At 39.2% G+C, this 26607-nt stretch carries 24 protein-coding genes and 1 pseudogene; 16 read left to right on the top strand and 9 right to left on the bottom strand.

Annotated elements, in window-relative coordinates; genetic code table 11:
* Positions 1 to 403: 403 nt before the first annotated feature.
* The 5 genes from GQR45_RS12315 to bioA all read right to left on the bottom strand — a co-directional run bounded on the left by GQR45_RS12315 (position 404) and on the right by bioA (position 6260).
* Positions 404 to 1420 carry an ABC transporter ATP-binding protein gene (locus GQR45_RS12315; RefSeq protein ID WP_165726092.1) on the bottom strand — a complete coding sequence of 339 codons (1017 nt, stop codon included), beginning with the start codon at positions 1418 to 1420 and terminating at the stop codon, positions 404 to 406.
* Between the two features lie 14 nt (positions 1421 to 1434).
* Positions 1435 to 2934 (bottom strand): iron ABC transporter permease, encoded by a 1500-nt coding sequence (locus tag GQR45_RS12310; RefSeq protein ID WP_165726091.1) that lies wholly within the window; start codon positions 2932 to 2934, stop codon positions 1435 to 1437.
* Entirely contained in the window at positions 2934 to 3974 is a 1041-nt protein-coding gene (locus tag GQR45_RS12305) for an extracellular solute-binding protein (protein WP_165726090.1), read from the bottom strand. The genes GQR45_RS12310 and GQR45_RS12305 overlap by 1 nt, the downstream gene beginning before the upstream one ends.
* Positions 3975 to 4787 carry a hypothetical protein gene (locus GQR45_RS12300; protein WP_165726089.1) on the bottom strand — a complete coding sequence of 271 codons (813 nt, stop codon included), beginning with the start codon at positions 4785 to 4787 and terminating at the stop codon, positions 3975 to 3977.
* A gap of 171 nt (positions 4788 to 4958) precedes the next feature.
* A complete protein-coding gene (gene bioA, locus GQR45_RS12295; protein ID WP_165726088.1) occupies positions 4959 to 6260 on the bottom strand; it encodes an adenosylmethionine--8-amino-7-oxononanoate transaminase in 1302 nt (433 codons plus the stop codon).
* Between the two features lie 93 nt (positions 6261 to 6353).
* Between bioA and bioB the strand changes: the two genes are divergently transcribed.
* From bioB to GQR45_RS12250, 9 genes are all read left to right on the top strand, one after another.
* Positions 6354 to 7394 carry a biotin synthase BioB gene (gene bioB, locus GQR45_RS12290; protein WP_165726087.1) on the top strand — a complete coding sequence of 347 codons (1041 nt, stop codon included), beginning with the start codon at positions 6354 to 6356 and terminating at the stop codon, positions 7392 to 7394.
* Between the two features lie 10 nt (positions 7395 to 7404).
* On the top strand, positions 7405 to 8556 hold the full coding sequence (locus GQR45_RS12285; RefSeq protein ID WP_165726086.1) for an 8-amino-7-oxononanoate synthase: 1152 nt from the start codon (positions 7405 to 7407) through the stop codon (positions 8554 to 8556).
* Positions 8553 to 9416, top strand: a complete 864-nt coding sequence (locus tag GQR45_RS12280) for a methyltransferase domain-containing protein (RefSeq protein WP_165726085.1) — start codon at positions 8553 to 8555, stop codon at positions 9414 to 9416. The genes GQR45_RS12285 and GQR45_RS12280 overlap by 4 nt, the downstream gene beginning before the upstream one ends.
* A 28-nt stretch (positions 9417 to 9444) precedes the next feature.
* Positions 9445 to 10128, top strand: a complete 684-nt coding sequence (gene bioD, locus GQR45_RS12275) for a dethiobiotin synthase (RefSeq protein ID WP_007586785.1) — start codon at positions 9445 to 9447, stop codon at positions 10126 to 10128.
* Between the two features lie 121 nt (positions 10129 to 10249).
* Positions 10250 to 11833, top strand: a complete 1584-nt coding sequence (locus GQR45_RS12270; protein ID WP_165726084.1) for an FAD-dependent oxidoreductase — start codon at positions 10250 to 10252, stop codon at positions 11831 to 11833.
* 212 nt (positions 11834 to 12045) lie between these two features.
* Entirely contained in the window at positions 12046 to 12909 is an 864-nt protein-coding gene (gene htpX, locus GQR45_RS12265) for a protease HtpX (RefSeq protein WP_165726083.1), read from the top strand.
* A gap of 610 nt (positions 12910 to 13519) precedes the next feature.
* Positions 13520 to 15748, top strand: a complete 2229-nt coding sequence (locus tag GQR45_RS12260) for an endo-1,4-beta-xylanase (RefSeq protein WP_165726082.1) — start codon at positions 13520 to 13522, stop codon at positions 15746 to 15748.
* Positions 15749 to 16029: 281 nt separating this feature from the next.
* Positions 16030 to 16548, top strand: a complete 519-nt coding sequence (locus tag GQR45_RS12255) for a hypothetical protein (protein ID WP_165726081.1) — start codon at positions 16030 to 16032, stop codon at positions 16546 to 16548.
* A 201-nt stretch (positions 16549 to 16749) separates the two neighbouring features.
* On the top strand, positions 16750 to 17292 hold the full coding sequence (locus GQR45_RS12250) for a hypothetical protein (RefSeq protein WP_165726080.1): 543 nt from the start codon (positions 16750 to 16752) through the stop codon (positions 17290 to 17292).
* On the opposite strand, the gene GQR45_RS12245 is transcribed toward GQR45_RS12250, so the two are convergent.
* From GQR45_RS12245 to gloA, 3 genes are all read right to left on the bottom strand, one after another.
* A complete protein-coding gene (locus tag GQR45_RS12245; RefSeq protein WP_165726079.1) occupies positions 17289 to 18887 on the bottom strand; it encodes an MASE1 domain-containing protein in 1599 nt (532 codons plus the stop codon). The genes GQR45_RS12250 and GQR45_RS12245 overlap by 4 nt on opposite strands.
* Positions 18874 to 19503 (bottom strand): response regulator transcription factor, encoded by a 630-nt coding sequence (locus tag GQR45_RS12240; protein WP_024589303.1) that lies wholly within the window; start codon positions 19501 to 19503, stop codon positions 18874 to 18876. Before GQR45_RS12240 ends, GQR45_RS12245 begins: the two co-directional genes overlap by 14 nt.
* A 167-nt stretch (positions 19504 to 19670) precedes the next feature.
* The gene (gene gloA, locus GQR45_RS12235; RefSeq protein ID WP_002961250.1) at positions 19671 to 20198 is read right to left on the bottom strand and encodes a lactoylglutathione lyase; all 528 of its coding nucleotides are present in this window, start codon (positions 20196 to 20198) and stop codon (positions 19671 to 19673) included.
* 212 nt (positions 20199 to 20410) lie between these two features.
* On the opposite strand from gloA, the gene GQR45_RS12230 reads away from it, so the two are divergent.
* Together GQR45_RS12230 and GQR45_RS12225 are read left to right on the top strand one after the other, a co-directional pair.
* Positions 20411 to 20770: a hypothetical protein gene (locus GQR45_RS12230; RefSeq protein ID WP_165726078.1), complete on the top strand. Its 360-nt coding sequence runs from the start codon at positions 20411 to 20413 to the stop codon at positions 20768 to 20770.
* 26 nt (positions 20771 to 20796) lie between these two features.
* Positions 20797 to 21306 carry a YetF domain-containing protein gene (locus GQR45_RS12225; RefSeq protein WP_165726077.1) on the top strand — a complete coding sequence of 170 codons (510 nt, stop codon included), beginning with the start codon at positions 20797 to 20799 and terminating at the stop codon, positions 21304 to 21306.
* Positions 21307 to 21377: 71 nt separating this feature from the next.
* On the opposite strand, the gene GQR45_RS12220 is transcribed toward GQR45_RS12225, so the two are convergent.
* Entirely contained in the window at positions 21378 to 21998 is a 621-nt protein-coding gene (locus GQR45_RS12220) for a trimeric intracellular cation channel family protein (RefSeq protein ID WP_002961255.1), read from the bottom strand.
* Between the two features lie 419 nt (positions 21999 to 22417).
* On the opposite strand from GQR45_RS12220, the pseudogene GQR45_RS12215 reads away from it, so the two are divergent.
* The 5 genes and pseudogenes from GQR45_RS12215 to GQR45_RS12195 form a co-directional block, all read left to right on the top strand.
* Positions 22418 to 22874: pseudogene (locus GQR45_RS12215) on the top strand (cold shock domain-containing protein); the annotation flags it as partial.
* 64 nt (positions 22875 to 22938) lie between these two features.
* The gene (locus GQR45_RS12210; RefSeq protein WP_165726076.1) at positions 22939 to 23943 is read left to right on the top strand and encodes a hypothetical protein; all 1005 of its coding nucleotides are present in this window, start codon (positions 22939 to 22941) and stop codon (positions 23941 to 23943) included.
* Between the two features lie 11 nt (positions 23944 to 23954).
* Complete coding sequence (locus GQR45_RS12205; protein WP_165726075.1) at positions 23955 to 25769, top strand: S8 family serine peptidase; 1815 nt, start codon at positions 23955 to 23957, stop codon at positions 25767 to 25769.
* Positions 25770 to 25900: 131 nt separating this feature from the next.
* Complete coding sequence (locus tag GQR45_RS21565; protein ID WP_225913170.1) at positions 25901 to 26011, top strand: transposase; 111 nt, start codon at positions 25901 to 25903, stop codon at positions 26009 to 26011.
* 248 nt (positions 26012 to 26259) lie between these two features.
* The gene (locus GQR45_RS12195) at positions 26260 to 26598 is read left to right on the top strand and encodes a hypothetical protein (protein ID WP_165726074.1); all 339 of its coding nucleotides are present in this window, start codon (positions 26260 to 26262) and stop codon (positions 26596 to 26598) included.
* Positions 26599 to 26607: the final 9 nt, after the last annotated feature.

The following is a 26607-nucleotide window of genomic DNA, read 5'->3' as shown; positions in this document are numbered from 1 at the left end:
TATAAACGTTTAAAGGATAATTAAGGTTCAGCAATGCTTGAATATAGCTTTATTTTTATAATACGTTCGCTAAAAGCAATGCTTAATAATGTGTTTTAATGTTTGTGTGTGGTTTTAACTAATATAAAAGACGTAACCTGATAAGTGATATCTGAGAGGAACTGTTTAACATTAATCTTTGTTCAGTAAACAGCAACAGCTGATTAATAGCAAGAGGTTCATAATTTAACCTGCATATTATTATTGTTTATTGACTATAGTGAGTTTCTTAAAGGTAAAAAGTATTAGTTTTAAGCGAGATAGGGTTTTAACGGGGAACGTATTTAAACTGAATTTTGGGTCTAAATAGTAAGTATTGATGTAGGTATTAATGTTTAAATTAATGCCTACATCAATATTTTAATCAGTCTATAGATTTATAAACCGCTAATGGGTGCGAGGTACTTAGTGATACATGCACTTCGTCGCCAGGGTTTACAACAACTTCATGGCTTACTCGGCTAGTTACAACCGTAGAGCACGCAAGTTTTACAGCACACAAGCGGCTGCCACCTTCAAAACGTACCCAAATTACTTCGCCGTTATTGCCAACACTGCTTTGTACAAGTAACACATCGTCTGGTCGAAGTAGTACATCAACGTCGCCACTTTCACAGTCAACGCCATGAGCGGGCGCATTACCAATCGAGGTGGTTGCTTGTCCGTTTTCAAAGCTGCCTGCAATAAAGCTGGCTTCACCTAAAAAACGTGCCACAAAACGATTGTTTGGCGTGCTAAAGCAGCGCTCGGGTGAATCAATTTGCTGAATTTTGCCGCCTTTTAAAACGCCAACACGATCACCAACCGAAAGAGCTTCTTCTTGATCGTGTGTTACCCAAATAGCAGGTACGCCAGCGGCTTTAAGTGCGTTTCTAATATCCCAACGAAGCATGTCTTTAAGGGCGGCATCTAAGTTAGAAAGCGGCTCATCAAGCAATACAAAGTCTGGCTGGTGGGCAAGGGTGCGCGCAAGTGCTACACGTTGCTTTTGTCCGCCAGAAAGCGTTGCTGGTTTTTTATCTCTAAAGTCGCTCAGTCCAAGTAGGTTTATCCAATACTCGGCAGGGGCTGTATCTTTTAATCTAAAGCAAATATTTTGCTGTACGGTTAAGTGCGGAAATAATGCAAAATCTTGAAACACCATACCTACACTGCGTTTTTCAGGAGGCAGTGTTAATTTTGGTGTTGCACGCCATTTACCCGTGTTTATTTCACCTTCGCTAATAGGTATAAGACCAGCGAGTGCTTGTAAAATAGTACTTTTACCACAACCTGTAGGTCCTACAAGCATAAGGATTTCGTTTTCACCCAGTGATAAGTTTAAATCGCTTACTACACGGTTACTTCCATAATCTATAGACAACTTACTTACAGATAGCATTTATTTTTAAATCCTTAGTGTTCAAACTGGTTGCGTTTTTCGCCAGAAAGCATAATAGCTAACGCGCAGGCAGAAATCACGACTAAAAGTAACCCAGGCACAGCAGCACGACCAAAATAACCCGCTTCGTATACACGCCATAAATATGTAGAGAGGGTTTCAAACCCTGTTGGGCCAAGTAATAGCGTGGCTTCGAGTTCGCGCATTGACTCTAAAAACACCAGTGCTGCACCGGCAATAATACCGCGCATAGTTAAAGGCAGTGTTATACGAGTAAATACTTCACGTGGACTTGCCCCTAATACGCGCGCAGACTTTACTAAGCTTGGATCTAAGTGTTCGGTGCTTGTTCTAACAGAGCCTACAGCAAGTGGTAAAAACCGCAGCATATAAGCAATAATAAGCAGTCCTAGTGTTTGGTATAAAAACGGTAACTGCAAACCACCGTAAACAAGCGCTGTGCCCATTACTATACCCGGAATACCAAAACCAAAGTAAGTAACACGTTCCATTATACGACCCGCTTTTCCACTCAGTGCGGCATGTGCAACGGGGATCGCAACGATAACGGCTACAATTGCCGCAATACCCGATGCATATGTTGAATTCCATGCAATACTAAAATCAAAAGAACTTAAACCATCTCGTGCTAACCAAAGCGAAAATATGGCAAGCGGCAAACCAATAGCTAAAAACAATATAGGGGCAAACGTTATAAACATTGCACTCAACTGCCATTTTTTAGGGAATAACACTAATGAACGACCTTGCTTTTCGCTCGCTGTTTTTATTTGTGATTCTAGTAATAATAAAAACCCAACAATTACCAACAATTGCAAGGAGAGCATTGCTGCGCGACCTAAAGAAAACGAGTTGTATTCAACGTAAATAACACGGGTAAACGTATCTAAGCGCATCATTGCGGGCGTGCCAAAGTCTGATAATGTATAAAGCGCGACCAATAACGAGCCGGCTGCAATACCATTAACTACACGGGGTAATATTACTTTAAACACGCTTTGTGTCATCGACATGCCTAGCGTACGTGCTGCATTAACCATACTCGCATCAAGGCTAAGTAGGGATGAGCGAGTTGTCATCATTACAAATGGGAAGGTATACAGCGTCATTACAATTGCTGCGCCTGTTAAGCCATACATTGATGGTGTTTCTATTCCCGTTAAGGTGTTTATTTCACCTCCAGGACCAAAAGCAGCATAAAGGGTAAATGCGCCAATGTAGCTAGGTATTGCAAGCGGGGCTGCAAATACAACTAGCCACAGTTTTTTGAAAGGTAAATGAACATAGGCACTAATAAACGCCAGTGGCACACCAATTAAAATAGAGCCTACTACCGTTAATCCCATTAAAGATAACGTGTTGCCTAAAATTTTAAGATTGTGGCTATCAAATACTGAGCTTGAATCGCTCGCTAGTACCATTAATATAAAAACAGGGGTAAGCGTAATGAGCGCTGCAAGCAGCGCCATTGGGTAAGAAGCAGGTATTCTCATTACAATACGCCGCTGCTACGCATCAAATCTATAGTAGGGCGTAAATCAGCAAGCTGTGTTAAATCTACTTTAGGTGGAGAAATATTAGCAAGTGACGGTAAACCTTCAGGTTGGGTAATACCATTTACTAGTGGAATTTCGTACGCTTCACTGGCTAAGTAACCTTGTACTTCTTTACTTAGTAAGTAACGCATAAAGTTAGTAGCAAGCGGATCGTCGTTAAGCGCTAACACACCCGATGCATTAACTAAACAGCCAGCATCATTTTGTGTAAATGCTAAATCAAGTTTAGCATCAGGCTTGCCTGATTTTAAACGCAATGTGTAATAGTGATTAGCAAAACCAATATCAACTTCGCCACGTTCAACGCCCATAACAACACCTAATTCACCAGCGTATGTTTTAGCACGTTTTTGAATCTTTTTAAGCCACTTAGCGGTTTTGTCGTCGCCCTCTAAAATTCGCATTGCGGTTACAAACGATTGAAAAGAAGCGTAGGCGGGCGCCCAACCAATACTTAAATCGCTGTCGGCAATTTCCATAATACTTGTTGGAATTTGATCTTTGGTCAAACGTGACGTGTTATATGGCAATGTACGAATACGACCAGTTACAGGTGCCCACTCTTTATATCTAAATTGTGGTTGTAACTGAGCAGATAAATCACTTGGAATAGGTTGTGCAAGACCTGCATCGGTTACTAAACCAATCGCGCCTGAGTCAACTGCCCAAAATAAATCAGCGCGGCGAACACCCGCTTTAGACTCAGCAACAATGGTATTAGCTAAAGCAGCCGTTGGACCTCGGCGTATACCGAGTTTAAAGTCTGGATTTTTTTTCTGGATTGCTTGTAATACGTTTTCATACAAACCACCTTCGCCTCGGCCTAAATAAAGGGTTAGCTCACCTTTAAGCTTTGGTAAATCATCAACAGAAACAGGGTTTGCTATATCAGCGGCTAGCGCACGAGAAAGAGGTAGTGGCAATGAGCCAACCACCCCTAACGCAGCTAGGCCTTGAATAAAGGTCCTACGCTTCACTTAAAATACATCCTTACGTGCTTTTTCGGCTTTTTCTATTAAAACCTTAGCGCGGTCTAATTTTGTTTGCATATCACTAATCACATCGCGTACTTCATCTACGCTTTTACTGTTTTTAATTGCTTGTGGCAGTGTTACGTTAAAGTCTTTTTCCAGCACTTCAACTAGTTTAGCGTCTTGCTCGATAAGAGTACCTTCTACGCCTTCAAACAGGTGTAGGTAAGTATCGTGAACAATTTCAGTTGCTTCGTCTTGTAAGCGCTCAGCAAATTTAGCTACTACACGGTCTAATTTGTGCTTAATTTCATCAATTGTGGCACTTTGTGTCATTTGAGTTGTAGCGGTTGCTTTTACAGCGTCTAACAAGCCTTTTTGCTGGAATTTTGCAGCAAGCTTAACAGCCCCAAGACCTTGCCACAAGGCTATGTTCATCGCTTCTTGCTCTTTACGTACTTCAGCCGCTGGTTTACCGTTTTCGATAGCCATTTTAACGCCGTAAATACCCTGCCAAATAGAAGCGTATACCGGTACGAAGTTAGTTTCTATTGCGCTGTGAAACTTAACTGATTCCCAGTATTCAATTAAATCATCAGTTTTTACAGCTTTTGCGCCTTTAGTGTCGTAGTCGCTTACCATGGTATCAACTTTGCCTACCATCCATTCTACTTCTTCTGCGTAACTTTTAAGGTTAGCTTGAAGATGATTAACATGCTCTCCAATAGGGCCGTTAGCTAATACTGGTTGAGCCATAAACGCCGAGGCTAGTAAAAGGCTTGCACCTAAAGTTTTGGCTGGTTTAAATAGTAATTTCATAGCAAAGAAGTCCAAAAAGGTAATTGTAAATGATAGACATTATCATATAGCTAATAGTTAACGAGATCAATAACCACAAACTCGCTTAATAGATAAAAACACTAAATGTAGCGGTAGGTTACAGTAAATAGCGCTATAACCTGTATTAGGATTAGTTATTGAGACCGACTATTAAGCGTAATGCTTGCCTTTAATGGCATTATAAATGGCATCACACAGTGTTTTTATACTTGCATCGTCACTTATATACGGTGGCATAAGGTAAATTAGTTTACCGAATGGACGTATCCATACGCCTTGCTCTACAAAATAAGCCTGAATTTTTGCAACATCAACATTGCCAGCAGCCTCGTTTAGCTCAACAACACCTATTGCACCTAAGGTACGTACATTGGCAACCGCTTCTAGTTCACTGCATTTATTAAGTTGTTGTAGCTGGGTGTTTATTTGCTTTATTCGTTGTTGCCAGTTTTGCTCAAGTAACAAGTTAATACTTGCGCAGGCCGCAGCACAGGCAAGCGGATTACCCATAAAAGTAGGGCCGTGCATTAAAACACCTGCTTCACCTTCGCTGATGCCAATGGCTATTTTATCGCTAGTGATAGTGGCCGATAGCGTCATTGATCCGCCAGTTAATGCTTTACCAATACACATTATATCGGGCTCTATATTGGCGTGCTCTACAGCAAATAATTTACCTGTACGGCCAAAGCCTGTGGCTATTTCGTCGCAAATTAGCAGTACATTATATTGGGTGCACAATTTACGTACGCAGGCTAAATAATCAGGGTGATAAAAATTCATACCACCCGCGTTTTGTACAATAGGCTCAATGATAAAGGCGGCTACTTGGCTGTGGTTTGCTTTAAAGTATTCTTCAAGCTCTTGGGCTTCTGCCTGGTTAAACTCGCTCCCAAATTGACTAACCGGTGCAGGCACAAATACATGCTCAGGTAAAAAGCCTGAATATAAACTATGCATTGAGTTAACGGGGTCGCATACGCTCATAGCTGCAAAGGTGTCGCCATGGTAGCCCTTGTAAGGCGTCATTAATTTTTGTTTTGTCGTAATACCTTGGCTTAACCAATATTGCAGCGCCATTTTTATTGCTACTTCAACACTTACCGATCCGCTGTCGGCTAAAAACACTTTAGTTAAATCAGGCGGCGTTATATTTACTATTTTTTTGCAAAGCTCTACTGCGCTGTTATGCGTAATACCGCCAAACATAATGTGGCTCATACTATTAATTTGCTCAATCATGGCGTTATTTATAACCGGGTGGTTATAGCCATGTATTGCGCTCCACCACGAGGCCATGCCATCGATTAGTTGCTCGCCAGTTTCAAGGTGAATAATGTTGTGATTTGCATGTGTAACGGGATATACCGGAATTGGCTTAGTCATAGATGTATATGGATGCCAAATGTGCTCACGATCAAAATCAAGGTCAATCGTATTCTTTTTAATCATATGTAAACCTTAACTTGGTGGGCTTCGTTGACAATGGTACTTCAACTCGTAGACTAAGCCAATATCACCGCTGAGAAAAAATAAGAGAGTATTATGGAACTTGCACCTGTTCGTCATGATTGGACCCACGCTGAAGTTAAAGCATTATTTGAAATGCCATTTAACGATTTACTTTTTAAAGCCGCATCGGTTCACCGTGCTAACTTCAACCCAAATGAAGTGCAAATTTCTACGTTGTTATCAATTAAAACAGGCGCTTGCCCAGAAGACTGTAAGTACTGCCCGCAGTCGGGCCATTACAGAACTGATTTAGAGCGCGAACGCTTAATAGAAGTAGAAAAAGTAGTAGAGCAAGCACGCCTTGCAAAACAAAAAGGCGCTACCCGTTTTTGTATGGGGGCTGCATGGTCAGATCCAAAAGACAGAGACATGCCATACATTTCGCAAATGGTTAAAGAAGTAAAAGAGCTAGGGTTAGAAACCTGCATGACGCTGGGTAAACTCACTAACGAAAAAGCTCATGAGCTTAGAGACGCAGGGCTTGATTACTACAATCATAATCTCGACACGTCTCCTGAGTATTACGAGCAAATTATATCAACCCGTACTTTTCAAGATAGATTAAATACCATTGACCACGTACGCGATGCTGGTATGAAAGTATGCTCAGGCGGAATAGTCGGTATGGGCGAACAAGCAAGCGACCGTTATGGGTTACTGATGCAACTAGCTAATTTGCCACAACAGCCAGAAAGCGTGCCTATTAATATGCTCGTTAAAGTTAAAGGCACACCGCTTGAAAACGCAGACGATTTAGATCATTTTGAATTTATACGTACCATAGCAACAGCGCGCATTATGATGCCACACAGTTATGTGCGTTTATCGGCAGGGCGTAACGCCATGAACGAGCAAATGCAGTCAATGTGCTTTTTTGCAGGCGCTAACTCAATATTTTATGGCGACAAACTTCTTACCACCGATAACCCAGACGCTGATGCCGATATGAACCTAATTAAAAAATTAGGCATGAACCCAGAAAAGCGTCACGACTATTCAGACGAAGCAGTAGAAGCCTCGCTTTCATCGCAAGTAGCCGACAAAGCAACGTCTGAATTGTTTTACGAAGCGTAGGCTTATATCAATGCCTTTTGATTTTATAAACAAGCATCTGCAGGCTCGCCAGCAAGATGCGTTACTTCGTAAACGCCACGTAGTGCAACATGCAACAGCGCGCACCATAACGGTTAATAATAAAGCCTACCTTAACTTTGCCAGTAACGACTATTTAGGTTTTGCTGATGAGGCTGTTAATATTAATGACTCCCACGCATTAGGGAGTCACAGCTCAGCATTGGTTACCGGTTATCAGGCGCAGCAAAAAGTGCTCGAACAATACTTATGCGAGCAATTTGGTTATGGCGCAGGGATGCTGTTTAACTCAGGGTTTAGCGCTAATAGCAGCGTAATTAAAGCGTTGTTTCAAGATAAAGCGGCTGCACAAAACAGCGCTATTTTTCAAGATAAGTTAAATCATGCAAGCTTGATCGACGGGGCTATGCATTCTAACGCGGCTTTAGTGCGTTTTAATCACAACGACATGAACCATTTACGCTCACGGCTCGAAAAATCAAAAGCGCAAAACAAGCTAATTATAAGCGAAGGTGTGTTTTCGATGGATGGCGATACCGCGCCTCTTAAAGAATTACTCGCACTTGCAAAACAGCACAACGCATGGCTGATGATTGACGACGCACACGGCTTTGGTGCATTAGGCAAAACCGGTTTAGGCAGTTGCGAAGCGTTTATTACTCAAACGCTGCCAGATATATTAATCATTACCTTTGGTAAAACAGTGGCTAGTAGTGGCGCGTGTGTATTAGGCAGTAAACAGTTTATTGATTACATGCTGCAATTTAATCGCGATTACACGTATTCAACCGCTATGTCGCCGCTTATGGCAAGCCACACACTTGCGCGTATTAAAAGCATAAAAACAGCTGATGATAAACGCGATAAGCTAAATGCCAATATTGCATTATTTAAGCAACTCGCTAAAACCCATAATATTGCAGTTATGGAGTCAAACACAGCCATACAGCCCATTGTATTAGGCTGCGCTGAGCAAACGTTGCAAGCGGCAGATAAACTTAAACAAGAGGGTATTTGGCTCACTGCAATTAGACCGCCCACAGTTGCACATAACACCTCACGTTTGCGCATTACTTTAACCGCCGCACATACTGAGCAAGACATAACGCACTTAGTTAAGCATTTAGTAGGTGCAATAGCATGACTGCTCAGCCAGTATTAAAAACAGACCTAGTGCAAACACAACTTGTAAAACCGTGCCTAGTAAGTAGCGAATTGGATATAGAGTTAAACAAGGATTTAAGCAAGGAGCTTAAAAAGTCGACCCAAAGTAAGTTTTCAAAGGCGGCGGCGAGTTATAAGACCCATGCAAATGTACAAAAACAGGCAGCAAGCGATCTATTTTCACTCATAAAACCAGGCTTTAATAAAAATAAGCTTTGTGTTGATTTAGGTGCAGGTCCGCTTGTTGATACGCATACCTTACAAAGTATGTTTGAAGGCGTTGTAGCAATGGATCTAAGCATAAACATGCTGCAAAGTAGTGATTTAACCACACCTAAAATATGCGCCGATATGGATAACTTACCGCTACAAGCAAACAGTGTTGATGTAATTTACAGTAATTTTGCAGTGCAGTGGTCTGCTAATTTTTCGGCTTTAATGCAGTCACTTTACAACATATTAAAACCAGGCGGGCAGGCGTATATAAGCACTGTGGTAGAGGGCTCACTTAACGAAATAAAAACAGCCTTTGCAGCGCTTGATTCTAACAGCCACATAAATACCTTTAATAGTGAATTGCATATAAACCAATCAGTCCAAAATGCAGGGTTTACTATTAACAGCGCTAAAAAACGTATTTACACCGATGAATATACAACACCTTTAAAAGCTATTACTTCAATTAAGGCTATTGGCGGTACTACGCAAAATCATACCAATACACGTCAAGGGCTACTTACAAAATCGGCGCTACAAAAAGTATGCAGTGCGTATCCGCTTATAAATAACAAAGCATGTGTGTCTTATCATGTGGTGCTGTTATCATTAGAAAAACACTAAATAAGCCCAAAGACATTAAAGGCAACGCATGAAAGAATTTTTTATAACAGGCACCGACACCGATGCCGGAAAAACCCACGTTACCAGTTTGCTATTAAAGTTACTTGCCCAACACAAAAAACAAGCCATTGGCTTTAAACCCCTTGCTGCTGGCTGCGAAATGGCATTCGATCAACTAGTGAATGCTGATGCTCTAATACTAATGGAAAGCGCAACAGTCAGCGCTAAATACGACGTAGTAAATCCGTTTGCGTTTGCGCCACCTATTGCGCCGCACATAGCCGCTGAGCAAGTTGGGGTTAGTATTACTATTGATAAACTAAGTGATGCTTATAATGATGTAAAACAGCAGGGCGCTAATTACATACTTACCGAAGGTGCTGGTGGCTGGGCGTTACCTATTAACAATACGGAGTATTTATACGACTGGGTTAAAGCAGAGCAACTACCGGTAATACTGGTTGTTGGTATGAAGCTAGGTTGCTTAAATCATGCGTTACTAACCGCTGCGCATATGCAAAGTATGGGAATAAACTGCGTTGGTTGGATTGCAAACCAAGTCGATAAAAACATGGACGAGTACCAAGCAAACCTTGATTCACTTAAAGCACGTTTACCGTTTCCAATACTTGCCATAAGCCCATACAGCGAGCAAACTCCTAAGTTACAAATATACAAAAGCTTGCTTAGTGCGTTATCTATAAACACTTAAGCGGTTTTAAAAAAGCTACTTTGTTAGGTAAATCTTGAAATAGTCAGCCTTAGTACACATATAAACGTTTATAAATACATAGCTTGCTTAAAGACAATGTTACTAAGGACATAACGACTATATGACGCACCCATTTATTGAAAACTACGCCCCAGATGCGCACGTAAGCGCTGAGCCAAAAGCACTAAACTATGGCTTACCTAAAAAACGCGTAGGTATAATAGGTGGAGGCACAGCTGGCGCCACAATAGCCATTAGACTTGCTGCGTTAGGGCTAGAAACTTATGTACTTGAAAAGAAAAAGTCGTTAATTGATGGCCCTCCAATGTGCCATTTGCATGCAGGTGGCAACTTATACCGTGAAATACCCGACGAAGACTGCATAGATTTACTTAAGCAATGTATAGATATTGCTCGCCTTTATCCTCACACCATAGATGTTCGCCCCACAGTATTTGGCGTACCCAAGCGCGATGACGACGCCCCGGAGGATTTATTTCCGCGTTTAAATAAATTAGTAAAAGCCTACAGCGAGCTTGTTGAACAAGACAGCGCTAACAAAGTATTAGGCGAGCCAGAGCATTATTATCAGTTATATAGTTATGAGCAAATGCTAAAGCTTGCTAAGCAAAAACAAGTAGCGAAGCCCACGTCGTTAGATGAGTGGATGATACCCGTGGCTAAGCATTTAGATTTAGATAAGCTAAAGTTTCCGCTTATTGTTGCACAAGAATATGGTTGGAATATATTTCGTTTATCGGCCAGTGCACAACTAGCACTTGCACAGTACAAACACGCTCACGTTTTAACAAGCACCAGTGTTAAAAGTGTATCGCCTGTTATAAATACCAATAATGATAAGCAAACACTTAAATGGCGCATTGAATACCAATCAGAGCCAAGCCTTGATGAACAACCTGATACTCAAACCGATACACAAGTCGATACACAAACCATTGAGGTAGATTACCTTATTAATGCGTGTGGTTTTCAAACCGGTATTATTGACGACCTGGTTGGGGTAGATGTAAAACGCATGGTCGAATTTAAAGCCTCTTACATTACTCATTGGCAAGGTGCTGGTGGGCAAATACCCGAAATAATTATTTATGGTAACCGTGGTACGCCAGAAGGTATGGCGCAGCTGACGCCTTACCCTAATGGTTACTTTCAAATACATGGAATGACTAACAACATTACATTGTTTAATGATGGGTTAGCTGATGCAACGCCAATGAGCGCACAACCTAAACTCCCCGATAAATATCTGCATTATATTAAAGATGGCTGGGACAAAGCAGCGTTGCAAACACGCACCCAAACAGCAATTGATTATGTAGCCGAGTTTGTACCTGCGTTTAAAACTGCGAATACACAAAATAATGCCTTGTTTGGCGGGCAACAAATCCCAGGGGATGACGACACTTTGCGCGTAGCCGATGTAAGCTTATATTCGCATATTAATTATGCACGGGCCGAAAATGTTAAAGCATCGTCAACGTTAATAGCGGCAGATCAGATAGTGGGTGAATTTATAAAATTGGGAATAATAAGCAGCGATCCTGCTGTAAATCATCACCGCAGTACCCATCAATGGTCGTACCTTAAACATAATAGCAGCGACAAAATTGGCGAAGTTGCACGCATATTGGCACATGAGCGTGGATTTCCAATTGATATGGCAGAGCTAAATAACAGCTTGTAATAAGCTGATTTATAAAGAAACTTCATATTTAAATTTGCTGTAAAACTCTTCTTAAAAAAATTATCAATAAACACATAAATAACACTTGTGTTATGACATAGTTTGTCACAAAATAGCGCTAACGTTATAACATAGTGTGTCATAGCGCAGTGATTGCTTTAACCTAATTTAATTTTATGTTCGGTGATCAAACCTATTTTTGTGAGGACAATATGAAACGTGTATTTTTGTTTTTATTAACTAACCTAGCGGTTATGTTGGTATTAGGTGTAGTGCTTTCAATAATAATGAGCGCGCTGGGCTTAAGCCATCGTAGCCTTGGCGGAATTTTACTTATAGCCACCGTATTTGGTTTTGGTGGATCGTTTATTTCGTTATTTATGTCGAAATGGATCGCTAAAAAATCAACAGGCGCGCATGTAATTACGCAGCCTCGAAACGAAACCGAACATTGGCTTGTACAAACGGTATCTGCGCAAGCACAAAAAGCTGGTATTAAAATGCCAGAAGTGGCAATTTACGACAGCCCAGAAATGAACGCATTTGCAACAGGTCCAAGTAAAAACAACTCATTAGTGGCAGTAAGCACAGGCTTAATGCACAACATGACCAAAGATCAGGCCGAAGCCGTACTTGCTCACGAAGTATCGCATATTGCTAACGGCGACATGGTAACGCTTACGCTAATACAAGGCGTGGTAAACACCTTTGTAATATTTGCCGCAAAAGTACTGGCAGGCATTGTAGATAACTTTATAAATAGCGATGAAGAAGAGGGCGGCAGTAGCTGGACATACTTCTTATTCGATATGTTATTCCAAGTATTATTTGGTGTACTAGCAAGCATAGTAGTTGCAAGTTACAGCCGTAAACGTGAGTTTGCAGCCGACAGCGGCGCAGCAAAACTAGTTGGTGCTGACAAAATGCGATCAGCCCTTGAGCGATTAAAGCAAAACCATCCTTCGCAATTAGAAGGCTCAATGATGGCCTTTGGTATTGCAAGTGGCAAAGGCATGGCTGAATTGTTTTCATCGCACCCGCCGCTTGATGTACGAATCGACGCACTACGTAAATAATTAGCTAAATAACGTAATTAGCAAACCTATAAGCCAGCTTAATCGCTGGCTTTTTGTTTTATACCAATTCGCTTATATTCATATCATTAAAGCTATAAATTGTATGGTTTAGCTAAGCGGTAACCCCTTTTATTTTTTATTGTATTTACCTTCTGATTTATTATTAGCTTACATAACAAAGCCCACTAAGCACCTCAGTAAAAGTATCAATTTTACTATTAAGCCATTATATCTAATAAAAAACTGAGTGAATTTTAACCTTGATAGTTATTGTAAATTAGACTATAACAATGTTGGTTTTAGGTTAATTTAATGATGATATATTCACACACACAATATTGAACAGTAAAAATTTAATTTAAACCTTAACTATAACTCATTGGTTTTTAATTTATCTTTGTGGTTTATCACAAGAGAGACATTAAAATTTGATGAGATATTACAATAATAAAAATAGATGAGTATTTGTTTAATTAAATTAGTTGTAGTCATTATGAATAAAAGTTTATTTGAAGTGATGTAAAATATTCCATCATTTTTACTCACTGAGATGACGATTATAACATTTTGCTAAACGACTCATTTATTGCTTTAGTCTAAGGAATAAAAAATGAAAAAATCGATTTTTCGTAACACTGGAATAGTGACCTTAGTGTCACTATTAATGGCGTGCGGAGGGAATAATAACGACGCAGAGGTGCCAGAAGTACAAACACCTGAAGTTGTAGTGCCAGAAACGCCAGTACCTGACGCCCCAGAAGCGGCTGAAATAATAAATGGTAGCTTTGAAGAAGACGCGGCAGGGCAAACAACACCAGTTGGAAATTGGGTATTTAGGCCAGATCAAGAATCAAGTGCTTCTTCAACAATAGAAGTAATCGAATCAGAAGAAGGCGTTAATGCTTACAAAGGCACTAAAGCGGTTCAGGTTACTGTTAATACATTAGGTGATAACCCTTGGGGTATTGAAATAGCTTATGAGGACATTCCTGTCACCGGCGGTAAAAATTACGAGTTTAGTGTTTGGGCCAAAGGGGAAGAGGGAACCAGTGCCGATTTTTGGATACAAACACCTGCTCCAGATTATGGCCAGCTTAGCCTAGTAAAAGAAACGCTAACAGGCGAGTGGCAAAAAATAACATTAACAGCAGCAACTGCCGAAGCTGACTCATTAGTTAGATTAGCAATTCACTTTTCAAAAGAAGAAAACATTAATAAATCTATATACATAGATGAGTTTTCAGGCTTTATTTTAGACGATGTACCAGCAGACGAAATACCTGATGTGCAATACAGCGAAGTAACAGCACAAAGTTTAAAAGCTTTAGCACCTAACTTTAACATAGGCGTTGCCGTGCCAGCGGGCGATTTTGGTAACAGCATAATAGATAGACCAGAAATTAAAACGATTATTGAACAACACTTTAATCAACTATCTGCCGAAAACATTATGAAGCCTACCTATTTACAACCTACCCAAGGCGAATTTTTTTATGATGATTCTGATGAGCTAGTTAACTACGCCAAAGACAACTCACTCACCGTGCATGGCCATGTTTTTGTGTGGCACTCACAAATAGCACCGTGGATGCAAAGTTTTCAAGGGGATAAAGCCGCTTGGATAACAATGATGGAAGATCACATAACACAAATAGCCACTCATTTTGAAGAAGAAGGCGCTAACGATACCGTAGTGAGTTGGGATGTAGTTAACGAAGCGTTTATGGAAAATGGTAAATACCGTGGCGAAAAAACCACAAGTGACAGTGCCGATGAATCGGTGTGGTTTGAAAACATAGGTGCTGAATTTTTACCGCTAGCCTATAAAGCCGCAAGAGCTGCCGATCCCGATGCAGATTTATACTACAACGATTACAACCTAATTTGGAACGCCGACAAATTAGATGCCGTTATATCTATGGTTAACGATTTTCAAAATAATGGCGTGCCTATTGATGGCATAGGTTTTCAATCTCATATTTCACTCAACAGCCCTGATATTTCTACAATACAAGCTCATCTTCAAAAAGTGGTCGATATTCGCCCTAAAATTAAAGTTAAAATTACCGAATTAGATGTTCGAATGAACAACGAAGGTGGCATTCCTTTAACTTACCTAACAAGTGAAAGAGCAGATGAACAAAAGCAGTACTACTACAATATTGTTAAAACCTATTTAGAAACTGTCCCTGAAGATCAACGCGGTGGCATAACTATTTGGGGTGTAATTGACGAAGATAGCTGGTTACAAAACTGGCCAGAGCCTACTACAGAATGGCCACTTTTATTTTTTAACGACTATACAGCTAAGCCAGCGTTACAAGGTTTTGCAAATGCATTAAAAGAGCTAATTGAAGTAGTAGAGCCAACACCTTCATCAGAACTGCTCACCAATGGTGACTTTGAAGCTGGGCTTGATTCATGGCAAGCGCGCGGAAGTGCAAGCATAACCTTAGATGCAACCCAAGCTCACACTGGCAGTAATAGTGCTTTAGTACAAGGGCGAACTGAAACGTGGAATGGTATTCAAAAAGATGTTAAAGGCTTATTTACAGCAGGTGAAACCTATAATGTGTCTGCATGGATTAAGTTATCTGACGATACCAGCACTGTTTCACCAGGGGTAAAACTAACCCTACAAATAGAGCACGCTAGCACTGAGTATCTTGAACTCACGCCCGTTACAACAGTAAGCGCGGGTAGTTGGGTACAGTTGTCAGGTACCTACACGCATTCAATCACAACACAAGAAAGTGTCGCATTACTTTATGTTGAATCAAACGAGATCACAGCTGACTTCTATGTGGACGATGTATCACTAACATTACTAGAACAATAATATATTTAAATAAACGTATTTAACCCTAAATTAAATAGCCCACATAATTTTATGCGGGCTATTTTTTCATAAGCACTTTTTAATTTAGTATCGGCTGCATATGCGGGTTTAAATACCAAAACCGCATGTGCTGTGTTTATATACAGTTATTTGTATTACTCTATAAAATCGTTACTTTTTTAAGCTATATGTGTTTACGCGGTTACTAGGTACGAGTAAAGTAAAATACTTTAAAGCCAGCAATACTTAACATTTAATACTTAACAAGGATGCTTATTGTAATGGAAAAGGTGCAACACACTAAAGAATGTATTATGTGCTTTAGCGCTATAGATTCACGGGCTAAAAAATGCCCACAATGCACCTCACTTCAAGCCAAATATTCTAACTTAGAAAACAATCCCATTATTATTGGTGCATTAGCACTTAGTATTGTTGGTATTTTTGGGTTTATTTTTTATCAAAATATTTATGTAGCAGGGCTTGAAGATCAAGCACAAAAAAACTTAATCGCTAATGTTAGCCAAATTCATACTAAAAATGAAAACGATGCATTGTATGTTGCATGCATAGGGCAGGTAAAAAACGAGTCGGAATTCACCTTTAAAAATATAAAGTTTAAGGTCGATTTTTTAACAGATCAAAACACGCTAGTCGATACGCTATCAATAACCGACGAAGACCTAATTATACTTCCTAATGAATCAACAAACTTTAGAGTAAGAGGTATTGCGCAAAAACAAGCGGCCAGTTATAACAATTGCCAAGTAACAATAACCGATGCCTGGGCTTATAAATAAGTTATAAATCACTTACAAATTAATTATTAGCAGTTAGCCAAACCACTCGCTTTTTTGTTTGTAATATTAGTTATTAACTTGCAAGCCACTAAATCCAAAATTTATATAAGCCATTTTCCTAGAGCGATTAAGAATATGGATGATTTATTACTTAAGTAATCGTTTATACACTCCTTGTAACTTGCAAGTGAGGGATCGAAAATGAGCTTGATTGATGAAAGTACAAAGGATTTTGGAAGCATGAGCGTGTTGCTTCACAGCTTAGGAACTGATTGCTACCGCATTGAGTGGAATAGCAGAATGACAGGAGCCTCAATAAGCTTAATTCGTGTTAAAAAAAACGAATATATAGTTGTGCGCAAATGGGCAACCGCCCGCAATATAGATGACGTTTCAGCAGAGTTTGATCGGGCTAACCAAGCACTAATTCATTTTTTAAATAATGTAGATGTGATTAAAAGTAAAAACGAAAGCATTGTTGCCGCTAAAGAGCATTGCATAAACTTATTTACCTCAGCTGAGGGCTTAAAACCAATTAACCATCCGAGCCTACCTACGCCACGCTTACAAGAAGCCATAGGCAAAGAAGTCATTGTAAAATCAAGTTTAGGCAACTATCTAATATCAAAAGGCATGCTATTACAGCTATTAGGTAATCAAGCCGAGATTCAAGTTAATTCCGACCACCTTGAAGAAGGCCAATTAAGGCAAAAGTTTTATACCAAACAAGTTCATGTTTGCTAATTAATTGCGCCATCAAAACTCAAAGGCAGCTTTACTTTAATGGTAAAGCCATTTTGTTTAAACACTTTAAAAGTCCCGCCTAATGCCGTAGTTCGCTCCTCTATAAACGCCAAACCGTAGTGACCTGAGTTATCTGTTGGGGTTACTAAAGTCCCGTTATCGCTAATTGTTAACTCAATAAATTCGTCGCTGTTTATTATATTTATAATCAGTTTGCTGGCATTGCTGTGCTTCATACAATTGGTTACTGCTTCTTGGCAAATTCGGTAAATAGCTATTTCGTGATCTTTTGAAAGGCTGTTATCTAACTTAAATTGTGGCTGATACTTAATATTTGCCTTGTGTAGTAAGCTTTTTAGTCGCCCTTGTGTTATTGCCTTTTCTAAACCGAGTTCATCTAGCTCACGCGGGCGAAGATAATGCATTAATTGATAAACAGAGTCATACATCGAATTAGCATTGATTTTTAATGTAGTTACAAACGATTGGGTATCTTCGTTACTAAGGTGCGACAAAATAGCTAAATCTGTTTTTAATGCTGTTAGGTTTTGCCCTAATTCGTCATGCAACTCTTGCGAAAGGTGCTTTCGCTCGTTTTCTTGCACCGACACCATTTTGGCAGCCAGCGCCGTGTTTTGAGTTAGCTGCTCTTTAAGCTCTTTATTGGTTTGCTTTAACTCGTTGTTTTTACGTTTAAGCTCAGTAATTGCAGCGCCTAAAACCATACTGGTAATTGCATTTGCTAAAATAAATAACTGGCTAATGTAGGTATTGCTAGGCTCGTGCGTAATGCTTGCTTCAACAATTATTAACGCGTTAATTAGCGCTGCACTGCTTACAGCCCCTAACGAGCCATACTTATACGAAAACCAAATAATAGGTAATAACGATGCAAGTCTTAATAGCGGGTAGGTGTCTGGGCGAACCGCATAGACAAAAAGTACAATTAATATAAAACACACTAAAGTGGCTACTAGGGCAAATAACTTAGTGAACCTGACTGTGTTAAAACTGTATTTAGAATCGTAAATTAACATAATAAAAGGGGCAATTAACAACGAGCCAGTAATATCGCCCAAGCACATGTTTAACTGATACTGCAGTAGCTCTTTAGCAACCAATACATTTGTAAATTCAAACGCACTGGCAAACAAAAACCACTTTATAGATGTACTCGCAACACAAAGCAGTATTAACGAAAGTATACCTAGGCTGTCGTTAATGCTTGGCGGCCAGCGGCTATTTTTAAACACATAAACAAGCGCTATAAAGCAAAACTCCTGCCAAAAGCCATGAAATAAATCAAACTCCCAAATCCCGCTGTATGTTAAACCAAGCTGTGCAGCTAAAGCGCGCGACACAACCCATAAGGTGAGCCAATAGCGTGTTGGAGTGAGTAAGTAAAACGCAATTTTTACGCCTGCGGGAATAAATATCGCGCTACTCTCGGGTACGGTTTCAAGGTTTTGGCTAACCCAAAAAGCGGCGAGAGAAGCAATAAAGTAAATTAGCCCCACCAATAACTGTTTAGCTACCTCTTTGTATGCGGTAGTAAAACTAACATTAGATAAAGAAGAAACGTTAGGTAAGTTCATCTAACTGTATTACTCCCGCATCAATTGCAATTTTTAGCAGTTCAAACGAGGTCGTAACATTAAGCTTGCTGTATATGTTTGCTTTGTGTACATGCGCTGTTTTAGGCATTATTTCGAGTATTTGCGCAACTTGTTTAGCGTTTAATCCCTTAGAAAATAACGGAAGGGCTTCAAGCTCTCTGTTAGTAAGCACAGTTAATGCTAAATTTTCGCTACTCATCGAAAAATTTACGTCTTCACTAATGTACCTTTTACCTAAAGCGACCGCTTTAACTGCATCTATTAGTTCATCAGAGGCAGAACGCTTAGACACATAACCCAAAGCACCTAATCGCAAAGCATTGCTTACATAAGGTTCGTGGTCGTGCATGGAGGCCACAATACTTTTAATATGCGGGAAAAACTCTTCAAGGTACGATAAAAAAGAAAGGCCGGTTTCAGTCCCGTTAAGCGATATATCAACAATAAATATATCAGGTTGTTCAAGTTCTACAGCCAGCTTAGCTTCTGTCACGCTGCAGGCTTCAATAATTACTTTCCAATCTGGTTGTAACTCTAAAAGCTTTTTAAAGCTGTCTCTTACTAATTGATGATCTTCTATGATGCCAATGAGCATTTAAATCTCCTTTTATGCTTACAATACAGCGGGGCGGGTAACTAATTACCTAAAACGTTTAAATGGGTTACCTCACTTAAAAGCAAGGTAACAAAACCAGTGGTTCTAAATTGGTAATTAGTTGCTGGTGGAGATTACAACTAAGCTCTTTTCATAGCAGCTTATTATTACTGAGAAAGAATAATTTCAGTAATACCTTCAGCAGATAGTATTTCAATCCAGTAGCCGTCAGGGTCTTTAATAAATGCTAAGCCTTTCATTGAGCCATCATCTGGTTTTTTAACAAACTCAACATCGTACTTTGCAAAGCGCTCACAGGCTTCGTAAACATCCGGTACGCTAATACCAATATGCCCAAATCCTTTAGGTTCTTGGTTACCACTGTGGTACCCCTCAAAGCTGTCGTCGTTTTCAGTGCCCCAGTTATGGGTTAACTCAATTAGCGCAGGGCGACGAAACACCCATTCTGCTTTAGTTTTATCATCACCTTGTGGCAATTCTTGCTCGTAGCCTAAAAAGTAAAGCGTAAACTTCATACCAGGAAAATCATACTTACCTAACAGCTTCATACCTAATACATTTTGGTAAAATTCAAGCGACGGCTTTGGATCTTTAATACGTAACATAGTTTGTTGCATGACAAAGCCCTGAGTGGCCTGTTCAACTTGTTCTGGAGATTCGTTATAGTTAGACATGGTGATCCTTACTGAAAATTATAAAAAGGGTGTAAGTATTACGTGTTCCATCATAATCAACCGCCACTTAAATTAAAACCATTCTAGGTAATTCAACGCGTTATAATTGCCTTTAAATTACTAGCACAGTATTTGCAAAGCGTATAATTAAAACTAATGGGCTGTTAAACATCTCTTGTGCATATTATTAAAACAAACTAGGACGTTTTTTTTTGAAAACACTTTTACCTTTACTAAGTCTAATATTACAGGCTTTTTTATTACTCGCACTCACGAGCTTTTTTAGTGGGTTTTATAATGCGTATACAGTATTTGCTGGTGGCGATCCTAAGTTAATCGCGGGGCATATTTCATCAGCCATTGTTGTATCACTGATACAAATTATTCCTGCTTTAATTGGGCTTTTTATAAATACGTACGTGCTAAATAGTAGGTTAAATAAAAACATAAACAGCTCAGCCATTCTTATAAATATTTCAAAATTTTATGCCTACCTGTGGATTTTATTTATTCCACTTGGTACGTTTTTAGGTATTAAGCAATTAATTAGATTAAAAAGTGTAAGTAAATAACGAGCACTTACAAAAAAGGAGCCACTATGTTTTACGATGATATTCAGGGGGTATTACGTGTACTTACAATAGGCGTACTGGGTTATATTGCACTGGTGTTTTGGCTGCGCGTATCGGGTAAACGTACGCTTTCAAAGTGGAACGTGTTCGACTTTATAGTCACCATTGCGCTGGGCTCTATATTAGCGTCTGTTATTATTTCAAAAAGTGTTCCGTTAGCTGAGGGCATACTTGCCTTTGTAGTATTAATAGGGCTGCAATATGTGATTACGTGGTTTAGTGTGCGCTCGTCAAAATTTGCTGCGCTTATAAAAGCAGAGCCCACGCTTTTACTGAGTGATGGTGAATACTGCACTGCTGCACTTAAATCGCAGCGGGTAACAAAATCAGAAATTCGCGCCGCTATTCGTGGCGCTGGTATACTAGCCATAGAAGATGTAGCCGCAGTAGTGCTCGAAACCGATGGCAGTTTTAGCGTACTTAAGCAAAATAACAGCGGGTTAAAAACCGCGTTAAGTGATGTAAGCGGGCATTAAATTAATACGCTAATAGTTATATTAACTAAGGCAGGTATATTACCTGCCTTATTTTGTATTAAAGCTTATTTTTATTTAGCGTGCTGCTCTAATAAACTAAAGGTAGGTAAGCGCCACTTAAAGCGTATTGACGCCATACGTATTAAGTAGCCTGCAACAAGGCTTACAATAATGCTTATGTTGTCGTCTATATTGTAATGGTGTAGTGCTAAGTACAAGCACGCTACAAGTAACGATACACTCGCGTATAGCTCGTTGTGCAGTACCAACGGTGCTTGGCGACATATTAAATCACGAAGTAATCCACCAAATACGCCAGTAACAACCGCAGCCACTACACAAATACCATAATGCAGCCCCATATTTAGCCCCACTTGGCAGCCAATAATGCTAAAGGCAGCTAAACCAAGGGCGTCTAGGCGCATAAATATGCCTTTAAATTTAACCACCCATTTAGCCAGCCACGTAGTGACAATACCGGCAATACAGGTAATTAATAAATACTCTGGGTGTTGTACCCACGTAAGCGGGTAATTGCCTAGTAATATATCTCGTACGCTACCACCGCCAATTGCCGTGGCGCTGGCTACTAGCACTACGCCAAACCAATCCATTTTCATTCGTCCTGCGCTAAGTGCGCCGGTCATGGCTTCTGCTGTAATACCAATAATATAAACAATCGTTAATAGCATGAGATAATCACTTAAAATACGTGCGTAAAAAATAAGGTGTGGATTGTATAGATAAATTAAGTAAATAACGAATGAGAAATCATACTAAATTTGCTTAATTTAGATAAAAATAACTAATGACAAAACCTTGTGTAAACAAGCTGTTAAGCTAATTGGTGAATGCGTAATGGTTGATGTGAATTAAAGGACATTTGGCCGCAAATTATAAATAAAACAGGTTGAGGTTTAGTTGTTTTTTAGCACGTTTATTTTTAGCTAAATTTAACAGCTAAGTTTAATAATTTGGTTTAGTAGGTAAAGCGTAAAATTAACGCAATATGAATATTTAGTTGCATGGTTTTAATTTAGGAACGTATAATAACAAGTGTTAACTAAATGGAATTTGCGTAAAACGCAGCTTAAGCAGAGCAGGTGGATACATGAACAAAGGATTGTTAAAGTCGTGGAAAACAGACAAAGGTTTTGGTTTTATTAAATCAGACACCCTAGAGCACGACACATTTATACACATATCAGCGCTCAAACACATGAGCCGCAAGCCCAAAGTGGGCGACACCATTTATTTTGAAGTAGCTACGCAGCCCGACGGTAAAACCAAAGCAGTTAACTGCCGCATAGAAGGCGTTGCAGAGCTTAAAGCACCTTATCAAAAACACACACAACAGCCGCATCGCATTGCCAAATCTAATTTTACCAGTAGCTTTTTGGGCAAAGTTGCCTCAATAGCGCTTATTGCAGCACTTTGTTTTTATGCGATTAATAAATACAGTTCTCACTCAAACACTATAAATTTAAGTAGTGTTCGTTCAAATAATCACGCATCGTTGATGAAAATATCTGAAGATTGTTATTCCTAAAATAACACAAAACGTTACCTCAAGTGGCAAGCAATACTGTAATCAAACATAGAATAAACCTCACCTTAATAAACAGGAATAACATGATGAATAAAAATATTTTAAAAGCATTAATCCTAACGGTGGCATCGCTATCACTTGTAGCATGTGGCGGCGGTGACGAAAAAACTCCAACTCCAACCACTCCAGTTACACCTCCAACTGGTGGCGGTGATGACGACGATACTGGTGGCGATACTGGAACAATAAAAGATTTCAAAGTTAATATCGTGGTTGATGTTAATACTGTTGGAGAGGGAGAGTCATTATCATTCCCGGTTACATTGACAGATGCAAACGCAGACATTGTTACTACAATCAATAAAGCAATTCCAGATAACACGTACAGCGTGGCTTTTACCCAGTTAACAAGTACTACGGGGGTTATAGACGTAACTGTTGGGGAATTGATTAGAGATTCATCTACGTCATTCACTATCAACTTTGACGACACGACGAATATCATTAATTCAACGATATCAATCAATTTAATCAACACATCAGCAATTGCGATTCTTAAAAAATCGGAAAGCGCAGTAAGAAATGTTAACGCCTTACTTTTAATGACTCCAGAAAAAAAGTTAATTAACCGAATTTCAGAATTAGCCAAAATCGTTAATAACGAAAACTACACGAATTTCAGTTCGATTTTCAGTTCTACGGAGGCAGCTTACCTTGAAGAACAGACAAAAGAGCGACTTTTAAACATAGCTGCAACACTAGATGAAGCCAATAAACGTTACTTCGCCCAGCAAGGTAGTGAAAATGACTTTCCTGACACTTTAGTCTCATTTGAACAAAACTTGTCAGCACTAACATCAATAAAGGTCGAAAATATCAACCATCAAATTGAGCAAACTGGAGGGTTGGTTAGTGAAATTAAAACTGGTGCTTATGAGTATTCAGAAGAGTATGACACTTTCTCTCTATTTATTGGCAACGAAGAATTAGGCTCTTATAACGACGATGGAACATGGGTGTTTAAAAATGAATTCAAATTATTAACATCAGTAGTAATCCCTAACATCGAAACTTGTGAAGCACAATAAGGTATATGAAAATGAAAAACTTTAAAATGAAAGCACTAGCAGTAATGACATTAGCCCTTGTAGCTTCACCATCAATGGCAAGTGATACAGTTCGACTTATGGTTTTAGATAAGAACCCAATGCAAAAAGTGAGTTCAAAAAAAGCTCAAATCAGCACATTTAGCCAAGCATCTTTACCAAATGTAGGCGAATCTTGTTTAACAACGCCAGATGGAAATAATGAATGGTGTATAACAAAAAAGGCTAAGAAAGTTGGCGTGAGTTATAACACAGCTTCTCAGCAGAGTTCTGTAAGTTTCAACCAAATGGAAGTAGTTGAACTACCTTCTTACGGCTATGACGCAAACAGTGTTGCTGAAATGTTAAACGAAGATGGTCGGTTTGGTTATGTTGAAGTTGACTATGAAGTAACTACTGGTGATTTCCAAAAAATTGTTGCGAACCAAGAATCAGTTGATTCGCCAAGAAGTAACGATCCTAACTATAGCAGTCTTAATGATTACTTTACTTCTGTCGAAGAGTCGCCTGTAGGAATGGATATATTTAATGCATGGGACAAGTACCCATTGTTTGATAAAAAAGATAGTATTGATGTTCTTGTTTTTGACTCATCTTTCTTTCTAAATGACGATCTTGATTACCATGTTGCCGGTGGACGTAGTTTTTCTTTAGTCCCACTTACAGAAAATGGACCATTTCAGGATCGTGGTAATACTTTCGATCCACCACAAGAAGCTCTTGATTTGGGTATTTGTACTGGTCATGGCTTAAGTGTTGCGGGTATTATTGCTGCTACAAACAATAATGGTATTGGTGCTAGCGGAGTGTTGAATAATGTAGTACTTCACCCTATTCGCGTTATGACTTGTGGTAAAGGATATCTATCTGATTCAATAGAAGCTTTAGAATGGGCTGCTGGTAAACCTATTGAAAACGTTAATCCATACGAAGGTAAGCCAGGCGTTATTAATATAAGTCTAAGAGCTATTAGTGATCGTTGTGGTGATACATTGCAAGCAGCAATTAATAAAGCGACTGACGCTGGGTTTACTGTCGTTGTTGCGGTTGGTAATGATAACGCTAATGACAGATTGGCAGTGCCGGCATCTTGTGAAAATGTAATATCTGTAGCATCACTTGATAAGAGCGGCTCTAAATCATCCTTTTCTAACTATGACGAAAACGTCAAAGTATCAGTTTTAGGTGAGTTTTTAGCGACACCGTGTGATGAAACAAACGACTCTTGCCTTATTTCAGGAACCTCGACGGCATCACCTTTAGTTGCTGGTGTTATCGCTGCGACGCGACTAAAGGCTAATCCAAGTCGAGAAGTTTTAGACTTAGCACTGAAATTTAGCTCTAACTCATCTGTGATTAAAGATGATTGTGTTATTGGTGGTGTTAGTATGTGTGGTTCGGGTGTTCCAAATCTAATGAAAATGATTGATATTTCAGAAAGAGCGGCAAATGGCACTTTGAATACAATTGAATTCGTTTTAGATAAAGATGGTGCTTGTGATGATACTTGGTTGTTAAATAACTTTAGTGACGCATTACCGATTTGTGAAATTCAAAAAGTAACGTTCTTTGCGGGTAACATTGCTTTTAATACTACATTTAAACTTTTCGAATCAGCAAAGGGAACTACCGAAGAAGCTACTCTTATCGGTGAATACACCAAAAGCGAAGCTTATGTTAGTGCTTTAAATGTAGCTGAAAATGACTATACAGTTCAGTATTGTGAGTCAGGTGTTTGTAATGATACTTTCTTTGAGGTTAATACAGACTTGGCTACAGAAGAGTTTAAACCTGAATCTTGTAAGTAAAAAATCATGTTATCAAAAACGCACTTAGGTGCGCTTTTCCCTTTCGGGAAAATATATTTAACAATACACCGATCCTAAATTGTGCACCTAATTAAACGAATTACTAAGCTTTAATAAGTGTGAATAAAGCTATGAATAAATTGATCACTACAACCTTACGAGGTCAAATTAAAGTGAATGCGCAATGTCAACTGTATTGCCTTGTTCATAATATAGAAAAGCTGAAAAACACGATGAATTAAGAAGAGTAAGACCTTTTAACCTAAAATAAAGCCACTCAAAGACTAATAACACTTTCAAAAATGCCAATTAAAACAATACCAAACACTTATTTTTATGCTGCATAAAGGTACGGTAATAGATTGAACCAAAATAGGAACTCAGCTATGGTTTGTTTATAAATAAAAACATATAAAAACGAGTTAATCTACTGGCTCGTTATAAATCTTAATAAAGTAATGGAGTACACATGAAAATTAACTATCTAATAATGTCTACACTAGTCATGATCTCAGGCTGTAATGAATCGGATTCCAACAATGATATCGAAGTGTATATAAGTACGGGGGAGCTACAATGTCAGGAAAACGGTTTATCTATTTCAGTAACTAAGAGTTATTTACTCGATGCTAATGTAGAAGTGAAAAATGAAAGTTGTGGTTATTTAACTCAATTTACTTACGCTGCGGTGTGTGGTGGGGGAACAGGGAAGTTACATGTATTCACTATTGATAAAACCGATTCACAAGTTGCAAAAAATATAGGTTTTACTATACCTGACAGCTCAGTTTCTGAAGATGATTATATAAAATTAGAGTGTGGTATCTAACGATTTATA

The sequence above is a fragment of the Pseudoalteromonas sp. SA25 genome (assembly GCF_011378705.1).
In the GTDB taxonomy this organism is placed as follows: Bacteria; Pseudomonadota; Gammaproteobacteria; order Enterobacterales; family Alteromonadaceae; genus Pseudoalteromonas; species Pseudoalteromonas arctica.
This window is presented reverse-complemented; position numbering and strand designations above follow the sequence as displayed.